General features: G+C 31.0%; 17 protein-coding genes. All 17 read right to left on the bottom strand.

Going from position 1 to position 16,398, the window contains the following annotated elements:
* Positions 1-82: 82 nt before the first annotated feature.
* On the bottom strand, positions 83-388 hold the full coding sequence (gene rpmA, locus CRN98_RS03805) for a 50S ribosomal protein L27 (RefSeq protein ID WP_035308377.1): 306 nt from the start codon (positions 386-388) through the stop codon (positions 83-85).
* Between the two features lie 3 nt (positions 389-391).
* Positions 392-718, bottom strand: a complete 327-nt coding sequence (locus CRN98_RS03800; protein WP_097026092.1) for a ribosomal-processing cysteine protease Prp — start codon at positions 716-718, stop codon at positions 392-394.
* 2 nt (positions 719-720) lie between these two features.
* Positions 721-1,035: a 50S ribosomal protein L21 gene (gene rplU, locus CRN98_RS03795; RefSeq protein WP_035308372.1), complete on the bottom strand. Its 315-nt coding sequence runs from the start codon at positions 1,033-1,035 to the stop codon at positions 721-723.
* A 122-nt stretch (positions 1,036-1,157) separates the two neighbouring features.
* Positions 1,158-2,600, bottom strand: a complete 1,443-nt coding sequence (locus CRN98_RS03790; protein ID WP_097026091.1) for an Rne/Rng family ribonuclease — start codon at positions 2,598-2,600, stop codon at positions 1,158-1,160.
* 15 nt (positions 2,601-2,615) lie between these two features.
* Positions 2,616-3,329 carry a TIGR03936 family radical SAM-associated protein gene (locus tag CRN98_RS03785; RefSeq protein WP_179631899.1) on the bottom strand — a complete coding sequence of 238 codons (714 nt, stop codon included), beginning with the start codon at positions 3,327-3,329 and terminating at the stop codon, positions 2,616-2,618.
* A complete protein-coding gene (locus CRN98_RS03780) occupies positions 3,298-5,154 on the bottom strand; it encodes a TIGR03960 family B12-binding radical SAM protein (protein WP_097026090.1) in 1,857 nt (618 codons plus the stop codon). The genes CRN98_RS03785 and CRN98_RS03780 overlap by 32 nt, the downstream gene beginning before the upstream one ends.
* Positions 5,155-5,228: 74 nt before the next feature.
* A complete protein-coding gene (locus CRN98_RS03775) occupies positions 5,229-6,074 on the bottom strand; it encodes a M50 family metallopeptidase (RefSeq protein ID WP_097026089.1) in 846 nt (281 codons plus the stop codon).
* Positions 6,075-6,092: 18 nt separating this feature from the next.
* Positions 6,093-6,854 (bottom strand): M23 family metallopeptidase, encoded by a 762-nt coding sequence (locus CRN98_RS03770; protein WP_097026088.1) that lies wholly within the window; start codon positions 6,852-6,854, stop codon positions 6,093-6,095.
* 777 nt (positions 6,855-7,631) lie between these two features.
* Positions 7,632-8,003 (bottom strand): methylglyoxal synthase, encoded by a 372-nt coding sequence (locus tag CRN98_RS03765; protein WP_097026087.1) that lies wholly within the window; start codon positions 8,001-8,003, stop codon positions 7,632-7,634.
* A gap of 17 nt (positions 8,004-8,020) precedes the next feature.
* Positions 8,021-9,142, bottom strand: coding sequence for a rod shape-determining protein RodA (gene rodA, locus CRN98_RS03760; RefSeq protein WP_097026086.1), 1,122 nt, complete (start codon positions 9,140-9,142; stop codon positions 8,021-8,023).
* Between the two features lie 102 nt (positions 9,143-9,244).
* Positions 9,245-9,511: a cell division topological specificity factor MinE gene (minE, locus tag CRN98_RS03755; protein WP_097026085.1), complete on the bottom strand. Its 267-nt coding sequence runs from the start codon at positions 9,509-9,511 to the stop codon at positions 9,245-9,247.
* A gap of 12 nt (positions 9,512-9,523) precedes the next feature.
* Positions 9,524-10,321, bottom strand: coding sequence for a septum site-determining protein MinD (gene minD, locus CRN98_RS03750; protein ID WP_097026084.1), 798 nt, complete (start codon positions 10,319-10,321; stop codon positions 9,524-9,526).
* Positions 10,322-10,334: 13 nt separating this feature from the next.
* Complete coding sequence (gene minC / locus CRN98_RS03745) at positions 10,335-10,967, bottom strand: septum site-determining protein MinC (RefSeq protein ID WP_097026083.1); 633 nt, start codon at positions 10,965-10,967, stop codon at positions 10,335-10,337.
* A 197-nt stretch (positions 10,968-11,164) separates the two neighbouring features.
* A complete protein-coding gene (locus CRN98_RS03740; RefSeq protein WP_097026082.1) occupies positions 11,165-14,011 on the bottom strand; it encodes a penicillin-binding transpeptidase domain-containing protein in 2,847 nt (948 codons plus the stop codon).
* 14 nt (positions 14,012-14,025) lie between these two features.
* Entirely contained in the window at positions 14,026-14,517 is a 492-nt protein-coding gene (gene mreD / locus CRN98_RS03735) for a rod shape-determining protein MreD (protein WP_097026081.1), read from the bottom strand.
* A gap of 10 nt (positions 14,518-14,527) precedes the next feature.
* On the bottom strand, positions 14,528-15,373 hold the full coding sequence (mreC, locus tag CRN98_RS03730; RefSeq protein WP_097026080.1) for a rod shape-determining protein MreC: 846 nt from the start codon (positions 15,371-15,373) through the stop codon (positions 14,528-14,530).
* A 2-nt stretch (positions 15,374-15,375) separates the two neighbouring features.
* Positions 15,376-16,389, bottom strand: a complete 1,014-nt coding sequence (locus tag CRN98_RS03725) for a rod shape-determining protein (protein ID WP_097026079.1) — start codon at positions 16,387-16,389, stop codon at positions 15,376-15,378.
* Between the last annotated feature and the right edge of the window lie 9 nt (positions 16,390-16,398).

Raw genomic sequence — 16,398 nt, 5'->3', positions numbered from 1 at the left:
CATACTGATACTTATTAATATCAAAAAATAAATATTAATTCACTTAAAAAAAGCACCCCTAAAATATTAAGGGTGCTTTAAATTATTCAGCTACAACAACTTCTTCTACGTCTACTGGGTAAACAGAAGCTTTCTTCTTGTCTCTTCCTAATCTTTCAAACTTAACTATACCATCTATTTTAGCAAATAAAGTATCATCTGATCCTCTACCTACGTTGTTACCTGGATGTATCTTAGTACCTCTTTGTCTAACTAATATGTTTCCAGCTAAAACGAACTGTCCATCAGCAGACTTTACTCCAAGTCTTTTAGATTCACTATCTCTACCATTTCTTGAGCTACCTACCCCTTTTTTATGAGCAAATAACTGAAGGTTCATTAGTATCATGAGTTACACCTCCTCTACTATGATATTTATATAATCACCGTAGCTATATTCTACATTTTTTAATCCTAAAAGCATAGTTTCTAAAAGTACTTGACACTCTTCTACTTTAGCTTTAGAAATACCTTCTAAGCACAAGCTTAAAAAACCATCCTTTACTTTAGTAGGAGCATCTATGTTCAATATTTCAGTAATTCCATTAGCAAATGTAATAGAAATAGCTGAAACTGCACAACACACAAGGTCATATCCTTCGTCTACAGACTCTGCATGCCCACTTATGTTAAAAGAAACTATTTTTTCTTCTTTTCTTTGAAAAATAATGCTAATCATAATTAAGCATTAATCTTTTCTATCTGTAACATTGTGTATGGCTGTCTATGTCCTTGTCTCTTTCTGTAGTCTTTCTTTCTCTTATACTTGAAAACAAGTATTTTCTTAGCTTTGCCCTGCTTTACAACTTTAGCAGTAACTTTTGCTCCTTCAACTACAGGCTTTCCAATAACAAATTCGCCATTTTCTTTGCTTACAGCAAGAACTTCTGTAATTTCTACATTAGCTTCTGCTTCTGCATTTAGCTTTTCAACGTATATTACGTCTCCTTCAGCAACTTTGTATTGCTTTCCTCCAGTAACTATAACTGCGTACATTCAAAACACCTCCTCAAACCAGTCTCGCCAATTAAGGTACACAAAAATCTCCTGTGATTTTTACCTTTTCTGAGCGGTCTACAAAAGCCATTTTATCATAAATAATTATGCTTGTAAAGCATTTATCCATATACCTTGTATAATTTTAGATTTTCCATTTGATTTATAAATAATAATGGTTCGACACTAAAGAATTCTTCTCCAGAAATATAATTTAAATATATACATTTATCTAGTGCATCTATACTTTTTATAAATTCTAATATATCATTTTTTATATCATTTTTATATATTTCATTTACCTCTATATATATATTTCTTATTTCTTTCTGATTTGCTATTTTTTCTATTTCATTTTTTATTAAAAGTTCTACATAAGAAAGCTTCAATCGCATTCCCTTACCATGGCATGAAGAACACTCCTCTTCTATATATTCATATATAGATTTTCCCATTCTTCTTCTAGCAATTTGCACTAGGTTTAATTCTGTAAAAGGATATACTACAGTTTTACTTTTATCATCTTCAAATCCCTTTAAAAGTTTTTCATATACTTTATCTTTATTTTCTCTATCTTCCATATCAATAAAGTCTATAAGTATAATCCCACTTAAATTTCTAAGTCTTACTTGATGAGCAATCTCCTCCGCTGCTTGAAGATTCGTAATAAATGCAGTTTTTTTAAGCGATCCATTTCCTATATTTTTTCCTGAATTAACATCTACTACATACATAGCTTCAGTTTTTTCAATTATTATATATCCACCACAGTTTAATTGAACCTTATGATTTCTAAGCTTTAATATATCCTTTTCTATTCCATAGTAATCAAATAGTTCTCTTTCATTATTATGGAACTCTAAGTGAGTATTATTATCAGTATTTTTTATTAAATAATCAGATATTTCCTTATAATCTTCCTCACTATTTATATATATTTTAGTGGTTTCTAAGTCAAGCTTATCTCTTATTATTCTTCCAAATACTCCGCCAGTCTTATATACAATACCTACCTTACTTGAAAAGGCAAGTTTGCTTTTTATACTCTTATATGTATTGTAGAGCTCTGCTATTTCTTCATTTATAATATTAACATCTACATTTGAAGCCTTTGTCCTTATTAAAACTCCTACATCTTCTGGCTTTATTATGTTATCTCTTATATTACTTTTTACATTTTCATCGTTAATTTTTTGAGAAAACACCATTTCATTGTCTAAAGTATTTAAAACACAAAATCTTCCTGGAATGGATATCGCACTGGTAACTTTAGGGCCCTTTTTACCTACCTTTTCTTTAACTACCTGTACTAATACCTCATCTCCCTTTTTAAGATTAGTATTTTTAAACTTCCTATCCATATACATATAACAGTTTTCTTTATATCCTACATCTATAAATGCACACTTTATTCCTGGCACAATATTTTTCACGATACCCTTATAAATTTCTCCTGGAGAAGGCTCCATGCTTTCTTCTTCAATAAAGCATTCCTTTAATTTATTATTTTTTTTCACAGCAATTCTTAATAACTTATCACTGCGTTCAATAAAGATTTCCTTCAAACTATCTCACACCCTTTAATAATTAGAAAGTAATTCAATTAGAGGTATATATTTATTATTTTTAAGTCCATACATATCTTTTCTTTTAATATCAACAAATGCTTCCTCATTAACTCCAGTAGTATTTTCTTTTATAAATTTCCCCAGTAGATCAGAAGATAAATTCTCCTTACTTCCTGCACTTAATAGTACCTGTAATTTTAATATGTTATCTTCTAATTTATATTTAAATTCTTTGATTAAAGGCTTTATATTTACTTCCTTTTCTCCATTTTTACCTTTCTTAATAACATTCCATTCATTTAATCTTGGAAGTTTTTTTAATTCTTCTCCTAAAATAGAAGAATCAGTGTATTTTATAGCTATTTCATACTTAGCTGCCTCAATAGCCGCCATAGATTGAGGTACTTTTTTGTCGCTTAAGCTTTTAACCTTTATAACTTCAAGTATTTTTACTCCTGAAGGAACATTTATACTTAATCTTTCCTTTATCTCATTTTCATCTATTTCTTCTTTTAATACAACATCCATATATTCTCCTGAAGAGTATACTCCAACGGATAAAGGCTGAGCTATAGAAATAGTCATATGTGGGTTAAATCCTTTTGAATACTCTATAGGAAGCGCTGCCCTTTTTATTATCTTTTGTATAGTTCTCATTAAATCTAAATGAGATATAAATTTTATATTGCTTTCCTTACTGAACTTTATTAAATAACGCACCTTCAAAACACTTCCCTTCAAGATTTACATTTACTCCACAGTTAGTACATCCAAGACGACAATCTGGAAGCACTTCCGCTCTCTTTGCTCTTTCATTTTCATCTATTAAGAATTTTTTATTAACTCCTATATCAATAAAGTCCCAAGGTAATATTTCATCATAACTTCTATCTCTATAAGCATAAAAATCCCCAGATATATTACATTCTTCAAAAGCATTCATCCAAACATCATATTTAAAGTGCTCAGACCATCCATCAAATTTAGCTCCATTTTCAAAGGCTTCTACTAATACATCACAAAGTTTTCTATCTCCTCTCGCAAAAATAGCTTCTAAAAAGCTAACTTTAGAGGCATGATAATTAAAACTTATAGCTCTACTCTTAATATTATCCTTAACTGCATAGACCTTTTCCATAACTTCTTCCTGTGATGCTTGTGCTACCCATTGAAATGGAGTAAAAGGCTTTGGAACAAATATTGCAGCACTTGCTGTAACCTTTAATCCCTTTTTTCTCTTATCCTTAGGAACCTTATAATATTCATTTACAACCTTTTCAGTAAGATCTGCTATACCTTTAGCATCTTCGAGAGTTTCATATGGAAGTCCTAGCATAAAGTAAAGCTTAATTGTAGACCATCCTGAATTAAAGGCACTACTTACAGATCTTATTAAATCTTCTTCTGTAACTCCCTTATTTATAACATCTCTCATTCTTTGGCTTCCAGCTTCTGGAGCAAAAGTAAGTCCTGTTTTTCTAACCTTTTGAATCTCATTAATAAGTTCTACAAAAAAGGAGTCTATTCTAATAGATGGAAGTGATACTCCTATCTTCTCATTCTTATACTTTTCCATTAAAGAATTTATTAAATTTCCAATATCTGAATAGTCACAAATACTTAATGAAGTAAGTGAAATTTCTTCATAACCTGTGTTTCTTATAAGCTTCTCAGCAAGTTCCATTAGTGTATCTGTTTTCTTTTCTCTTAATGGCCTGTAAATCATACCTGCTTGACAAAATCTACATCCACGTGTGCATCCTCTAAAAGTTTCAAGTGTAATTCTGTCATGTACTATTTCACAATAAGGAACTATTAACTTATCTGGATAAGCCACATCATTTAGGTTTTTTATTATTCTTTTTTTAACTGTTTTAGGTACTCCTTCTTCTGTAGGCTTAAATTCCTGTATAGTTCCATCTTCATTGTAGGACACTTCATATAATGATGGAATGTATATACCTTGAATTTTTGATATTGCCTTCAAATATTCCTTCTTAGGCTTTCCCTTAAATTCCTTATATACATCTAATAATTCATTTGTAATTTCTTCACCTTCTCCTAGTACAAAACAATCTGCTATATCATAAAGAGGCTCTGGATTATATGCACATGGTCCTCCAAACATAACAATTGGATCATCTTCTCCTCTTTGTGAAGCTCTAACAGGGATTCCTGCCATATCTAACATGTTTAATATATTGGTGTAACTCATTTCATATTGTAAAGTAAATCCTAAAATATCAAATTTCTTTAGTGAATCTTTGCTTTCTAGTGCGTATAGTGGGATATTATTTTTTCTTAATTGTTCTTCCATATCTGGCCATGGTGCAAAAACTCTTTCGCAAAAGGTATCTTCTCTTTCATTTAGCAAGTAATATAATATCTTTGTGCCTAAATGAGACATTCCAACCTCGTAAACATCTGGGAAACAAAATGCATATCTTATATCTACCTTACTTTTGTCCTTTTTATATGAATTTAACTCCTCGCCTATATATCTAGCTGGTTTTTCTACTTTAAATAAAATATCATCTGAAACGAAATTCATCTAATTACCTCCTCTTACGTACTCAATTTTATATTCTAGCACATATAGTTATAAATTGAAATTTATTTTATCAATTATTGCTTCATGTTTATATACTCTTCTATGATTATATTTCCATAAACTTTTAAAGCCTCAATTATTTCCTCTTCATATATAGTTTTTATAAGCTTCATGTCATCATTTAATATTAAAAACATATTGTATTTATTTTTTTCCACCAAGCTTAAAATGAAAAGCAAATCCTTTTTACAATGCACAGATATTCCCCTATTTTCTATATACCCTCTTTTTAAAAATTTAATCTTCTTTTTTATTATATCCTTCATAATAACATAGCATATCCTTTCCCTTTCTTTCAAGGCTGAAGCTATTATAAATATACTTATAACTCCTATACTTATATTGAGTGTTCCACCCAAAAACAAAAAAAGATAATATGTCATAAGTAAAATCCCTACTATAATACTTGTATAAATACTTATAGTGTTTGCTTTTCTATATATAAATTTTATATTTATAATATTCCTTAACGCTCTTCCACCATCTAGTGGAAATGCAGGAAGCATGTTAATAAAACCAATGATAAAATTACATTGGTATAATTCATTTAAAATATCAAATTTATATTTATGATACAGAATATAAAAAAATACTGCACAAATTAAATTTATAAATGGAGCAGACAAAGAAATTATTAAATCTTCTTTTGGTGATGCTTCATCTATATCTATTAATTTAAGTGCAGTACCTACAGGCATTATTTGTATATCAAAGCCATTAAATCCAAGCATTTTAGCAGTTTTATAATGTACTAGTTCATGCAAAAAAACTATTAGAAAAGATATAAGTATCTTCTCCCTATAACCTATTAATATAAGTACTATTATATAAGGAAAAAAATATTTACTTACCTTTATCAAGTTCATATTCTCCATTTCTTAAATTGCTATAAATTCCTTAGGATCTTTATTTTCACCCATATATAAAAATTCAAAGTGTAAATGAGGTGCTGTAGACTTGCCTGTATTTCCACTTAACGCAATTACACTACTACTTTTTACAACATCTCCTTTTTTAACCTTTATTTCTTTTAAATGACCATACTTTGTTTCTATGCCATCACCATGATCTATCACTATATAATTACCTAGCTTCTCATCTTGTCCACAATCTTTAACCGTGCCACTGGATGAACATTTAACCTCCGTTCCTTCCTTTACCTCTATATCTACACCCTCATGAAAAGCTCTTTTCTTATCTATTGGATCAATTCTGTATCCATAGGGTGATGTTATTTGACCCTGAACAGGAAGTGTAAAATTCTCCTTTACTTTATCTTTAAAAGTTTTTTCACCACTAATCTTACTTTTAAGCGTTTCCATCCAATTTGTTACCTTATCTTCGACCTTTACCACATTCAAGCTCTTTACTTTAGCAAAAGCACTTTTATAATCATAGCTTTCATTTACTAAACTCTTGGAATAATTATAAACTGCCTGAGTTTTTGGAGTTACAACTAATTTACAAAACATAATGACAAGTATTAAACTTAAAGCTCCAATTAAATCTCTAGGAAGCCTTTTAAGGAAATATTCTCCTATCCCACTTGAACTTTTCCTTTGTGAGCCTGTATATCCTGTGTTAAAATTTTTTCTTAAGGATTTATAATAATCTTCATACTGATTATTATAGTTTCCCATGCTTTCTCCTCCTTCAGTATCACTCATTTTTACAGCAGTTGTAAAAAATCTCTGATATATATATATTTATAAGGAAGGAAAGTTATTACATAAAAATAAGATAACGTTTTTAATGTTGAACCTCCCGCAGGAAATTTGCATAATTAATGAAACATCTCAGTACCTGAGATGTGGTGATTTATAACGAAATCAAAGATTTCTATAAATCATGCAACCGTTCGCTACGCAAAAAAGCTCTAATATTTCTTCCTTTTAAGGCGCCTAAGCCTTCTAAACTCGTCTGCAGCTCAAACAGTAGAAGGCTCTATACGTCACCTTAAAATCAGAAATAAAGAGCTTTTAATTGCTTGCTCAATGCTTTCTACAATGCAAATTCCCTGCTCATGTTCAACATTAAAAATATCATTCATGCTTACCTTACTAAAGGAGGGAATTTCGCTTTGGCAAAAATTCCTTTTAAAAAGATTTTTATGTGTTAAGTTCTAAAATATTTTATAAGTTCAGTTGACTGAATTTCTTCCTTCGGCAGTTTACATGAAGAACTTTTTAATGCTCTGGGAGCATAGAATTTTCATCGTAGAAAGCATTGAATGAGTCCTAGAACGGCTTTATTTATAAATTTAAAATACCGTTAAGAGCCGTCTACTGTCTGAGCGACAGCGAGTTCAGGCGGCTTAGAAATTTTAAATTTATAAATATTAGCCGTTCTAGGCGAAATGAACGCCTTCCTAGATGAAAATTCTGTACGACCCAGAGCATTAAAAACGTCGTAATATCCTACATGTATGCCTTCAATGCCTTAACAAAGACTTCTGCCGATGCTAAGTTTGTAGCTAGAGGCACATGGTGTACATCACATATTCTAAGTAGTGCATTTACATCTGGTTCATGAGGCTGAGATGTAAGAGGATCTCTTAAAAACATTACAAAATCCATTCTACCTTCAGCTACCATTGCCCCTATTTGTTGATCTCCACCTATAGGCCCTGATAAAAGTCTTTTTACATTAAAACCTAGCTCCTCATTTATTCTTTTTCCCGTAGTTCCTGTTGCGAATAAATTATGATCTTGAAATACTTCCTTGTACCTTTTCACAAAGTCTACCATATCATCTTTTTTCTTATCATGTGCTATAAAAGCTATATTCATTTAAATCCCTCCAAATATTAGAAGTTAATTTTCTTCCTTCTCATTCCAATATTTATTACTAATCCAATAGACATAAATGCCGTTATCAACGAACTTCCTCCATAACTCATAAGAGGTAGTGTTATTCCTGTAATAGGCATAACACCTATAGTCATACCTATATTTTGCATTATTGAAAATAAAAATGTAGAAACTACTCCAATAGTAACCATTGAACCAAACACGTCCTTTGAAGTTCTTGCTATCTTTATAAACTTATATATAAGTATTGCATATAGCGTTAGTAAAAATATCGCTCCTATAAGTCCCCATTCTTCTCCTACTACAGCAAATATAAAATCTGTATGAGCTTCAGGTATAAATCCACCTTCTATTTGAGTTCCCTTTAAAAAACCTTTGCCTAGTATGCCACCGGATCCTATTCCTATTTGAGATTGTATAAGTTGAAGCCCTGCTCCTAATTCATCCTTTTCTGGATTTAAAAAAGAAGTAAGTCGCACCTTCCAATACTCATGCATAAGAGATGAATTCCAAACTATAGCAATCAAAACTGCAACTGATGCTATTCCACCACCTATAATCTTTAAATCAAGCCCTGCAGCAAAAAATATTCCAAGCACTATAAAAAAGCACACCATAGTCATACCCATATCTGGTTGTATTACTATAAGTATCATTGGAATAGCAGCATATCCTAATAACTTAAAAAAATTTCTAAGATTATTTATATTACACTCCATATTATCTAATTCTTTAGCAAGCATTATTATAAGTCCTAACTTTGCAAGTTCCGAAGGTTGTCCTATTGTCACAGAACCTATTTTCATCCATGATCCTGCTCCATTTACCGTAGATTTAAATATGGTATCATTTAAAAAAAGAAGTATAACGCCAAACCAGTATATTATATTTGCATATCCTTGCACCAAGGAATAATCAAATACCAATATAAAATACATAACAGCAAATCCCAAAGCAAGCCATATAAGCTGAGATTTAAATACAGCTACACCTCCCTTTGCATGGGTTGCACTATATACATTTAAAGCTCCAAATAGTCCTATAATCGCTACTATTAAAATTATACTAAAATCTAATTCTCTCAACAATTTCTTGTTTATTTTTAATTTTTCTAGCACACTTATCCCCCCGTTTACTTGGTATATTACTTATAAAATTATAACAATATACGTCGAAAAAAGCTATGTATAAATTATACATAGCTTTAATTTAAATCCTTATTATCTTCTTTTCATACTCTTTATGGGAATACTTGCAATTAGTGCTGGAGAAGAACTCTGTTCTTCATCACTTGATGTCATTTTAATTTCCATATCTTCCCTATCTATTTCAACATACTTTGAAATTACCTTCATAATATCTTCTCTTATATTCTCTAGCAATTCTGGAGAAAAATCTGCTCTATCATGTATAAGTATTAACTTAAGTCTTTCTTTTGCTACATTCTTGGATGCTGGTTTAGGAGTGAAAAAACTAAAAAAATCCATCTATATTCCCCCCTACTTTATTCCAAATAATTTTTTTAAGGATTGTAAAAATCCTTTATTCTCTGTTTCTAAAGATAAAAATGGTACATTTTCTCCTAGAACTCTATTAGCAATATTCTTAAATGCTTGTCCTGATATTGTACCTTCCGTAAGTACTATCGGCTCTCCTTTGTTTGTAGAAATAGTAATATTTCTGTCATCTGGAACTATTCCTATAAGCTTTATTGCTAAGCTATCTAATATATCGTTCACGTCTAACATATCTCCGTTTTTAACCATTTCAGCATTTATTCTATTTATTATAAGCTGATGGTCTTCTATTCCTTTAGCTTCTAACTTTCCTATAACTCTATCAGCATCTCTTATAGATGTAACTTCAGGATTTACTACTATAAGGGCTCTATCTGCACCTGCTATAGCGTTTTCAAATCCTTGCTCTATACCAGCTGGACAATCTAGAAGTATATAATCAAATTCCTTCTTTAATGTTTCCACCAAATCTAACATATTTTCTTTAGAAATATCATCTTTATCCTTTGTTTGCGCAGTAGGTAATAAGAAAAGATGTGGAAATCTTTTATCTTTTATAAGTGCTTGTTTTAATTTACAATTGCCTTCAATAACATCCATTAACGTAAATACAATTCTATTTTCTAGTCCCATTAAAACATCTAGATTTCTAAGTCCAGTATCTCCATCAACAACAACTACTTTTTTTCCCATTGCTGCAAGTGCTGTTCCAATATTGGCAGTAGTAGTTGTTTTCCCTACTCCTCCCTTACCAGATGTTATTACAATAGCGTCTCCCATATATTTCCCTCCATTAGATAAATTTATTTGGCAAGTAAGGTTCTACTATTATGCTATTTCCTCTTACCTTTGCTACCTCAGGGTATTGAGGTTTAATATTATCTTCAGGTGCCCTGGTAGCTACATCTCCAATTTGTAGTATTTGAGGTTGAAGATAAAAAGCTGCTACAATTGCTTTTGAATTACCTTCATATCCTGCATGAACATAGCCTCTTAATGCCCCAAGAACTATTACATTACCAGAAGCATAAATTTCTGCTCCTGAATTTACATCACCTATTATAACTAAATTTCCTGGGTAATTTATAATTTGTCCACTTCTTACAGTTCTTTTTATAAACTTAGTTCTACCTTCGTACACACCTGAAAATACTTTAGTTATTGTTTCCTCAGAGTTTTCAAATATACAATCTTTTATTAAGAATTCATCAAAAAGAATGTCCTTAAGTCTTCTTAATTCTCTTTCATTAATATGCTTTAGTTGTGTAGTTATTTTTATAGTGGCACCTTTATAAAATACCCTTCCCCTAGACAACTTTTCAATGAGTGAGTCCAGCATTTCATCAACGTCTTTGAACTTATTCATATTAATAACTGCATTTAAGCCTTCTCTATTTCCCTTAATAATTATGCTGTCATCTATCATATCTAAACCTCCAAAACTGGGCTTATGTTTATATTTCAACAAATTCTTTTCAATTCCTTCTAACATCATAATAAATCTCAAAGAATTTTTTATGAGAAACATCTCATCATAGCTGAGATGTGCTGATTTATAACGAAATCAAAGATTTCTATAAATCATGCAGGGCACATACATTATTATGTACATGCCCCTATCAATTAGTCAAATTTAAATTCTGATGTATAATTCATCTTAGCTAACTCTTCCCTAAAATATCCTTCATACATAGCTTTTGCAACTTCAGCTGATGCGGCCCCATGTCCTCCATCAAATATTAATACACATATTGCAATTTGAGGATTATTATATGGAGCAAATCCAACATATACTGCAGAGGAAGTTCTTCCTATTTTATCCTGTAACTTTTCATTAAATGTAGCTGATCCAGTTTTACCAGCAGTTTGAATAGGGAAATCTTTAAGTACTGTAGATCCAGTTCCTTCATCATAAGAAGTAACCGCAAGCATTCCCTCTTTTACTGCCTTTAAGGTTTCTGGTTTTAATTTTATTTCATCTATAACTTCTGGTTCTATCTTTTGAATCACATTATTATTTGAATCTAAAAACGAATCAACTAAATGAAGCTTGTATCTTTTACCTCCATTAGCAATCATCGCTATATAATTTGCCAGTTGAAGAGGAGTAAATTGATTTGTACCCTGCCCTATTGCGGCATTATATACGTTACCTGGTCTAGTTGCTTCTTCAATTACTGAATTTACAGATTGATTAATTTTACTTATTGCAATATTTATATCACTGTCTGTAAAGTTTTTATCTTTTAAATTCTTATCCAATGCTATAAGCTGTTTAAATAATCCTGTCATAGTCTTAGAAAAATCTTTAACATTATTATATCTCATTTGTTGTCTTATTGTATCTTGTATCTTGCCTTTAAGATCTGTTAGTTCTTTACTTTCTCCATTCTTTATCTCAATGTCTATTCCTTCATATTCGCCTGTACTTTTGTTTTTTCTAATTTTTCTCAAATCCTCATACAAGTTCCATAGATGATATATGGACGAAGTATTTTTTACAGATTGAACATTAAATACTTGCCCATAATTTTCTGGTATTTCTATACCTGTAGATGGGTCTTCTTTTGAATTTGGATCTACTCCAAGTCCAAACTTCCAAGCATATTTTGCTAAAGTATCAAGTCCTCTTTGATAAAGTCTATCTCCTACTTCATAAAAAAAGTAGTTATTAGAATACGCTAACGCCTCAACTACATTTATATTTCCTTTACTAGATGCATTCCAACTCCTACCATTGTATCCATGTTTTGTATAAACCAATGCATCGTATATTGTTTCAGTAGGTGATAATACACCCTCCTCCATACCCGCTATAGCAGTTAATGGTTTAAAAGTAGATCCTGGTGCAGTGAGTGATGAAGTAGCATAATTATAAAAAGGTTTTGGATAAATATCGTATGGATCCTTTCTCAAAACTTTGCTTCCCTTGCTTGAGCTATCTACTGGAGGGAATATCTCATCTAAAGTTACAGGAAGTCCCCTACTACTTATATAGTCTTTTCCAAATGCCTCTAAATCAGGATTAAAAAACTTATTATATAATTCTGTAGTAAGCTTTCCTGGAGTAGAAAATACATTTGGATCAAAGCCTGGTCTGCTTGCCAAAGCTAACACTCCACCTGTATTTACGTCTATAGCTACAGCTGCTCCCCTTGTTGCATTAGATGTATTGACTCCATCATAACTTACCGAAGGATTTTTTCTTAATTTTTCCATTACCTTGTCTAATGACTTTTCTGCTGCTAACTGCACATTCTTATCAATAGTAAGTTTAAGAGTTTCTCCAGGGTATGGCTCTCTTCTTCCTAGTTCCTCTATTATTCTACCTTGTTTATTAAGTTTAACTATTCTTCCACCTTTAGAGCCTTTGAGCCTATCTTCATATACATACTCAAGTCCTGCGGTTCCCACATAGTCACTACTTACATCATATCCTTTCTCAGCATACTTTTCTGTATTTCCACTAATCTTTGATATATATCCTAAAAATGATGAACCAAGCTCTTCATAAGGATAGGTTCTTAGTGGCTGAGTACTTACATCTATACCAGGAAGATCATTTAATCTTTCTAAAAATATAAAAGCTGTTTCTTTTTTTATATTGCTTCCTATGGTTACAGGCTTATAACCAGAAAAACTCTGCATTTTAATTGTATCTTTTACAATCATATATTTTCGTTGTTTTTCTACGCTATATTGAAGTTTATCTATACCATAATCTTCTATTAACTCTGCTAAAATAGTTTTTGAATTTTTAGTATTATTTTTATACTCTTCTAATTTAGCCTTTAAATTTGCTTGATCTTTTATATTAAATCTTTTAACAATTTCACTTAGAGCTTCATCTGGGGATATCTTATATTGTGCTAAAAGATTTTTAAAATCAGCCTTTGGAGTTATGTCATATTGTTTTACTAAATAGTTAAAAGTCTCTTCAGGAGAAATCTTTAATAGTTCTTCATCTATTTGTTTTTCTTCTTCTTTAGTTAACTTTTCTTTTTTATCTGGGAATAATCTTTTTTGTACTTCTTCATTTAATCCTCTATCTCTTTTAAATCTTACTTCTAAAATCTTTTTAGCATTTACATCATCTGTTTTGAATTCAAATCTAAAAGGATTTATCTTTAATTCAAAATCGTCTTGTTGTTGCTCTTTATTATCATCAAGAAGTTTAAATACTTTATCCATGGTTTCAAAGAAATACTTTTTACTTTCATCTGTTTCATTGTATACAAGCATATAACTTTGACGGCTAGTTGCAAGCACTATATTATTTTTATCTATAATATTTCCACGAGGAGCTGGATCTGGTACTTCTGTAATTGCTCTAGTATTTGCTCTTTCACTATATTCCTCTGTTTTAACTACTTGTAGGCTAATAAGTTTACTTCCTATAATAGAATAAATTACAGCCATTACTACAAAAAAAGCAGTATACCTATTAAACTTTTTCTTTTTTTCTTTCATAGCTCACCATTCCTTTAAAATTTCCATTTTCGCTTCATATAATCTTTATTACATAACTTATAAGTTAGTCTATATACAGGTATAGATAAAAATAAATTATATAAGCTGTTAAAAAACACAAATCTAAAACTCATTCCTACTCCTATTACATATAGAATCACAAAAACCAAAATTCCTTTAAATATACTCATAGCAAAACTTGATATTACAGGTATAAGAGTTTTTTCTTTAAATATGCTTTCCCCTATAAACCCTGATATCACAGCACATATCATATTAGCCAAAGCATTTACACCAAGAACATTTGCAAAATAGATATCTTGAAATAACCCCGCAAATGCCCCTAGCCAAAGTCCTTCTGAGTATCCATTTACTATAGAATAGCTGATTATAAATGTAAATAATAAACTAGGTGAAAAGCCCTTTATAGAAAAAAAGGGCACCACCGAGTTATCTAAAATTACCATAATGATAGTCAAGCCTGCCAAAGTTAAAATTTTTTTCATTCTTATCACCTTAATATGTTTTGTCTATTTTATTTTTTGGAACTACTACAAAAACTTCTTCTAACTTATTTAAATCTACATAGGGTTTAATAACTGCATTTTTCATTACTTTTCCTTTATCCTCTTCTACACCTATAACATAACCAATCCTAATACCCTTAGGATATAGCCCACCAAGTCCTGATGTAAGTATTACATCATTTTCCTTTATTTTTGAATCTAAAGGTAGATAATATATTTTTGCTAACTGTGTATTGTCACTATCCCTATGTCCCTTTATAATTCCTACACTTTCTCTAGTGCTCTGAACGATTCCACTTACTGCAATATTTTCATTAGAAAGAGTTTGTACAATAGCCCAACTATTCCCTACAGATGTAACTTGGCCTACTAGTCCTTGAGCGGTAACTACTACCATCTGTCTTTCTATTCCATCATTTTTCCCCTTGTTAATAGTAAATTCGTCTAAGAAATTCCCTCCACTTTTACCAATTATGTCGCATCCTATATAATTATATTGGTAATTTTGATTTTTAAAGTTAAGCATTTCTCTTAATCTTTCATTTTCATTTTTTAAAGCGTCATACTCTAACGCCTTACTTTCTAGTTCGTTATTTCTAGCTTTAAGTTTACTATTTTCTTCCCTTATTACATTAAAATTCAACAGAAAACCTAAAAAATCTTTCACACCACTGCCCGAGTTGTACAAGCCTCCTTGTACAGTATTTAAAGCTCCACCTACACTACTTTCAACAAAAGATACCCTATCTCTTTTGGCACTATAGCCAATTATTATTAAAAATGTAACTGACAGAACAATTATTGTTACTGTCAGTTTATTTTTCAAAAATCCCATGTTTATCTTTTCTTACTTTCTGAAAGTTTATCTAAAGTATCTAATGCTTTTCCTGCTCCAAGTGCAACACAATCAATAGGAAGTTCAGCTGTATGAACAGGCATGTGTGTTTCATCATATATAAGCTTATCAAGTCCTCTTAGCATTGCTCCTCCACCAGCAAGCATTATACCTTTATCCATTATGTCTGCTGCAAGCTCTGGTGGTGTTTTTTCTAAAGTACTTTTTATAGCATCAACAATAGCTGCTATAGGTTCTCTTAATGCTTCTCTAACTTCAGTGCTTGTAATATCAATAACCTTTGGAAGTCCAGTTATTAAATCACGGCCTCTTATTTGCATTGAAATTTCTTCTTCTAGCTCATAAGCAGAACCTAATTCTATTTTTATATTTTCTGCTGTTCTTTCACCTACCATAAGGTTATATTGCTTCTTTACGTAATTAATTATAGATTGATCAAGCTCATCTCCAGCCACTCTTAAGGATTTACTTGTAACTATTCCTCCTAAGGATATAATAGCAACTTCTGTAGTTCCTCCTCCAATGTCTACAATCATGCTTCCTGTTGGTTCATTTACAGGAAGGCCTGCTCCAATTGCTGAAGCCATTGGTTCTTCTAAAAGATGTACTTCTCTTGCTCCTGCAAGCTTTGCTGCTTCTTCAATAGATCTCTTTTCTACTTGCGTTACTCCTGATGGATAACATATTACTATTCTTGGACTTGTAAAAGCACTTTTAGGGCTTACTTTTTCAATAAATTTCTTAATCATTGCTTGAGTGACATCAAAATCCGCAATAACTCCATCCTTCATTGGTCTTATAGCTACAATGTTTCCTGGAGTTCTTCCTATCATTTGCTTTGCTTCATCACCTACAGCTAAAACCTTTTTAGTATTAGTATTTATAGCAACTACTGATGGTTCACGAAGCTGTATTCCCTTTCCCTTTACATATACAAGAGTATTAGCAGTTCCAAGATCTATACCCAAATCTCTAGATATTCCAAATAAACGCATCTAATTTTC

Source organism: Clostridium peptidivorans (assembly GCF_900205925.1).
GTDB classification, from domain to species: Bacteria; Bacillota; Clostridia; order Clostridiales; family Clostridiaceae; genus Clostridium_AK; species Clostridium_AK peptidivorans.
Note: the sequence above shows the minus strand (reverse complement) of the source record. Positions and strands in the feature narration are given on the sequence as shown.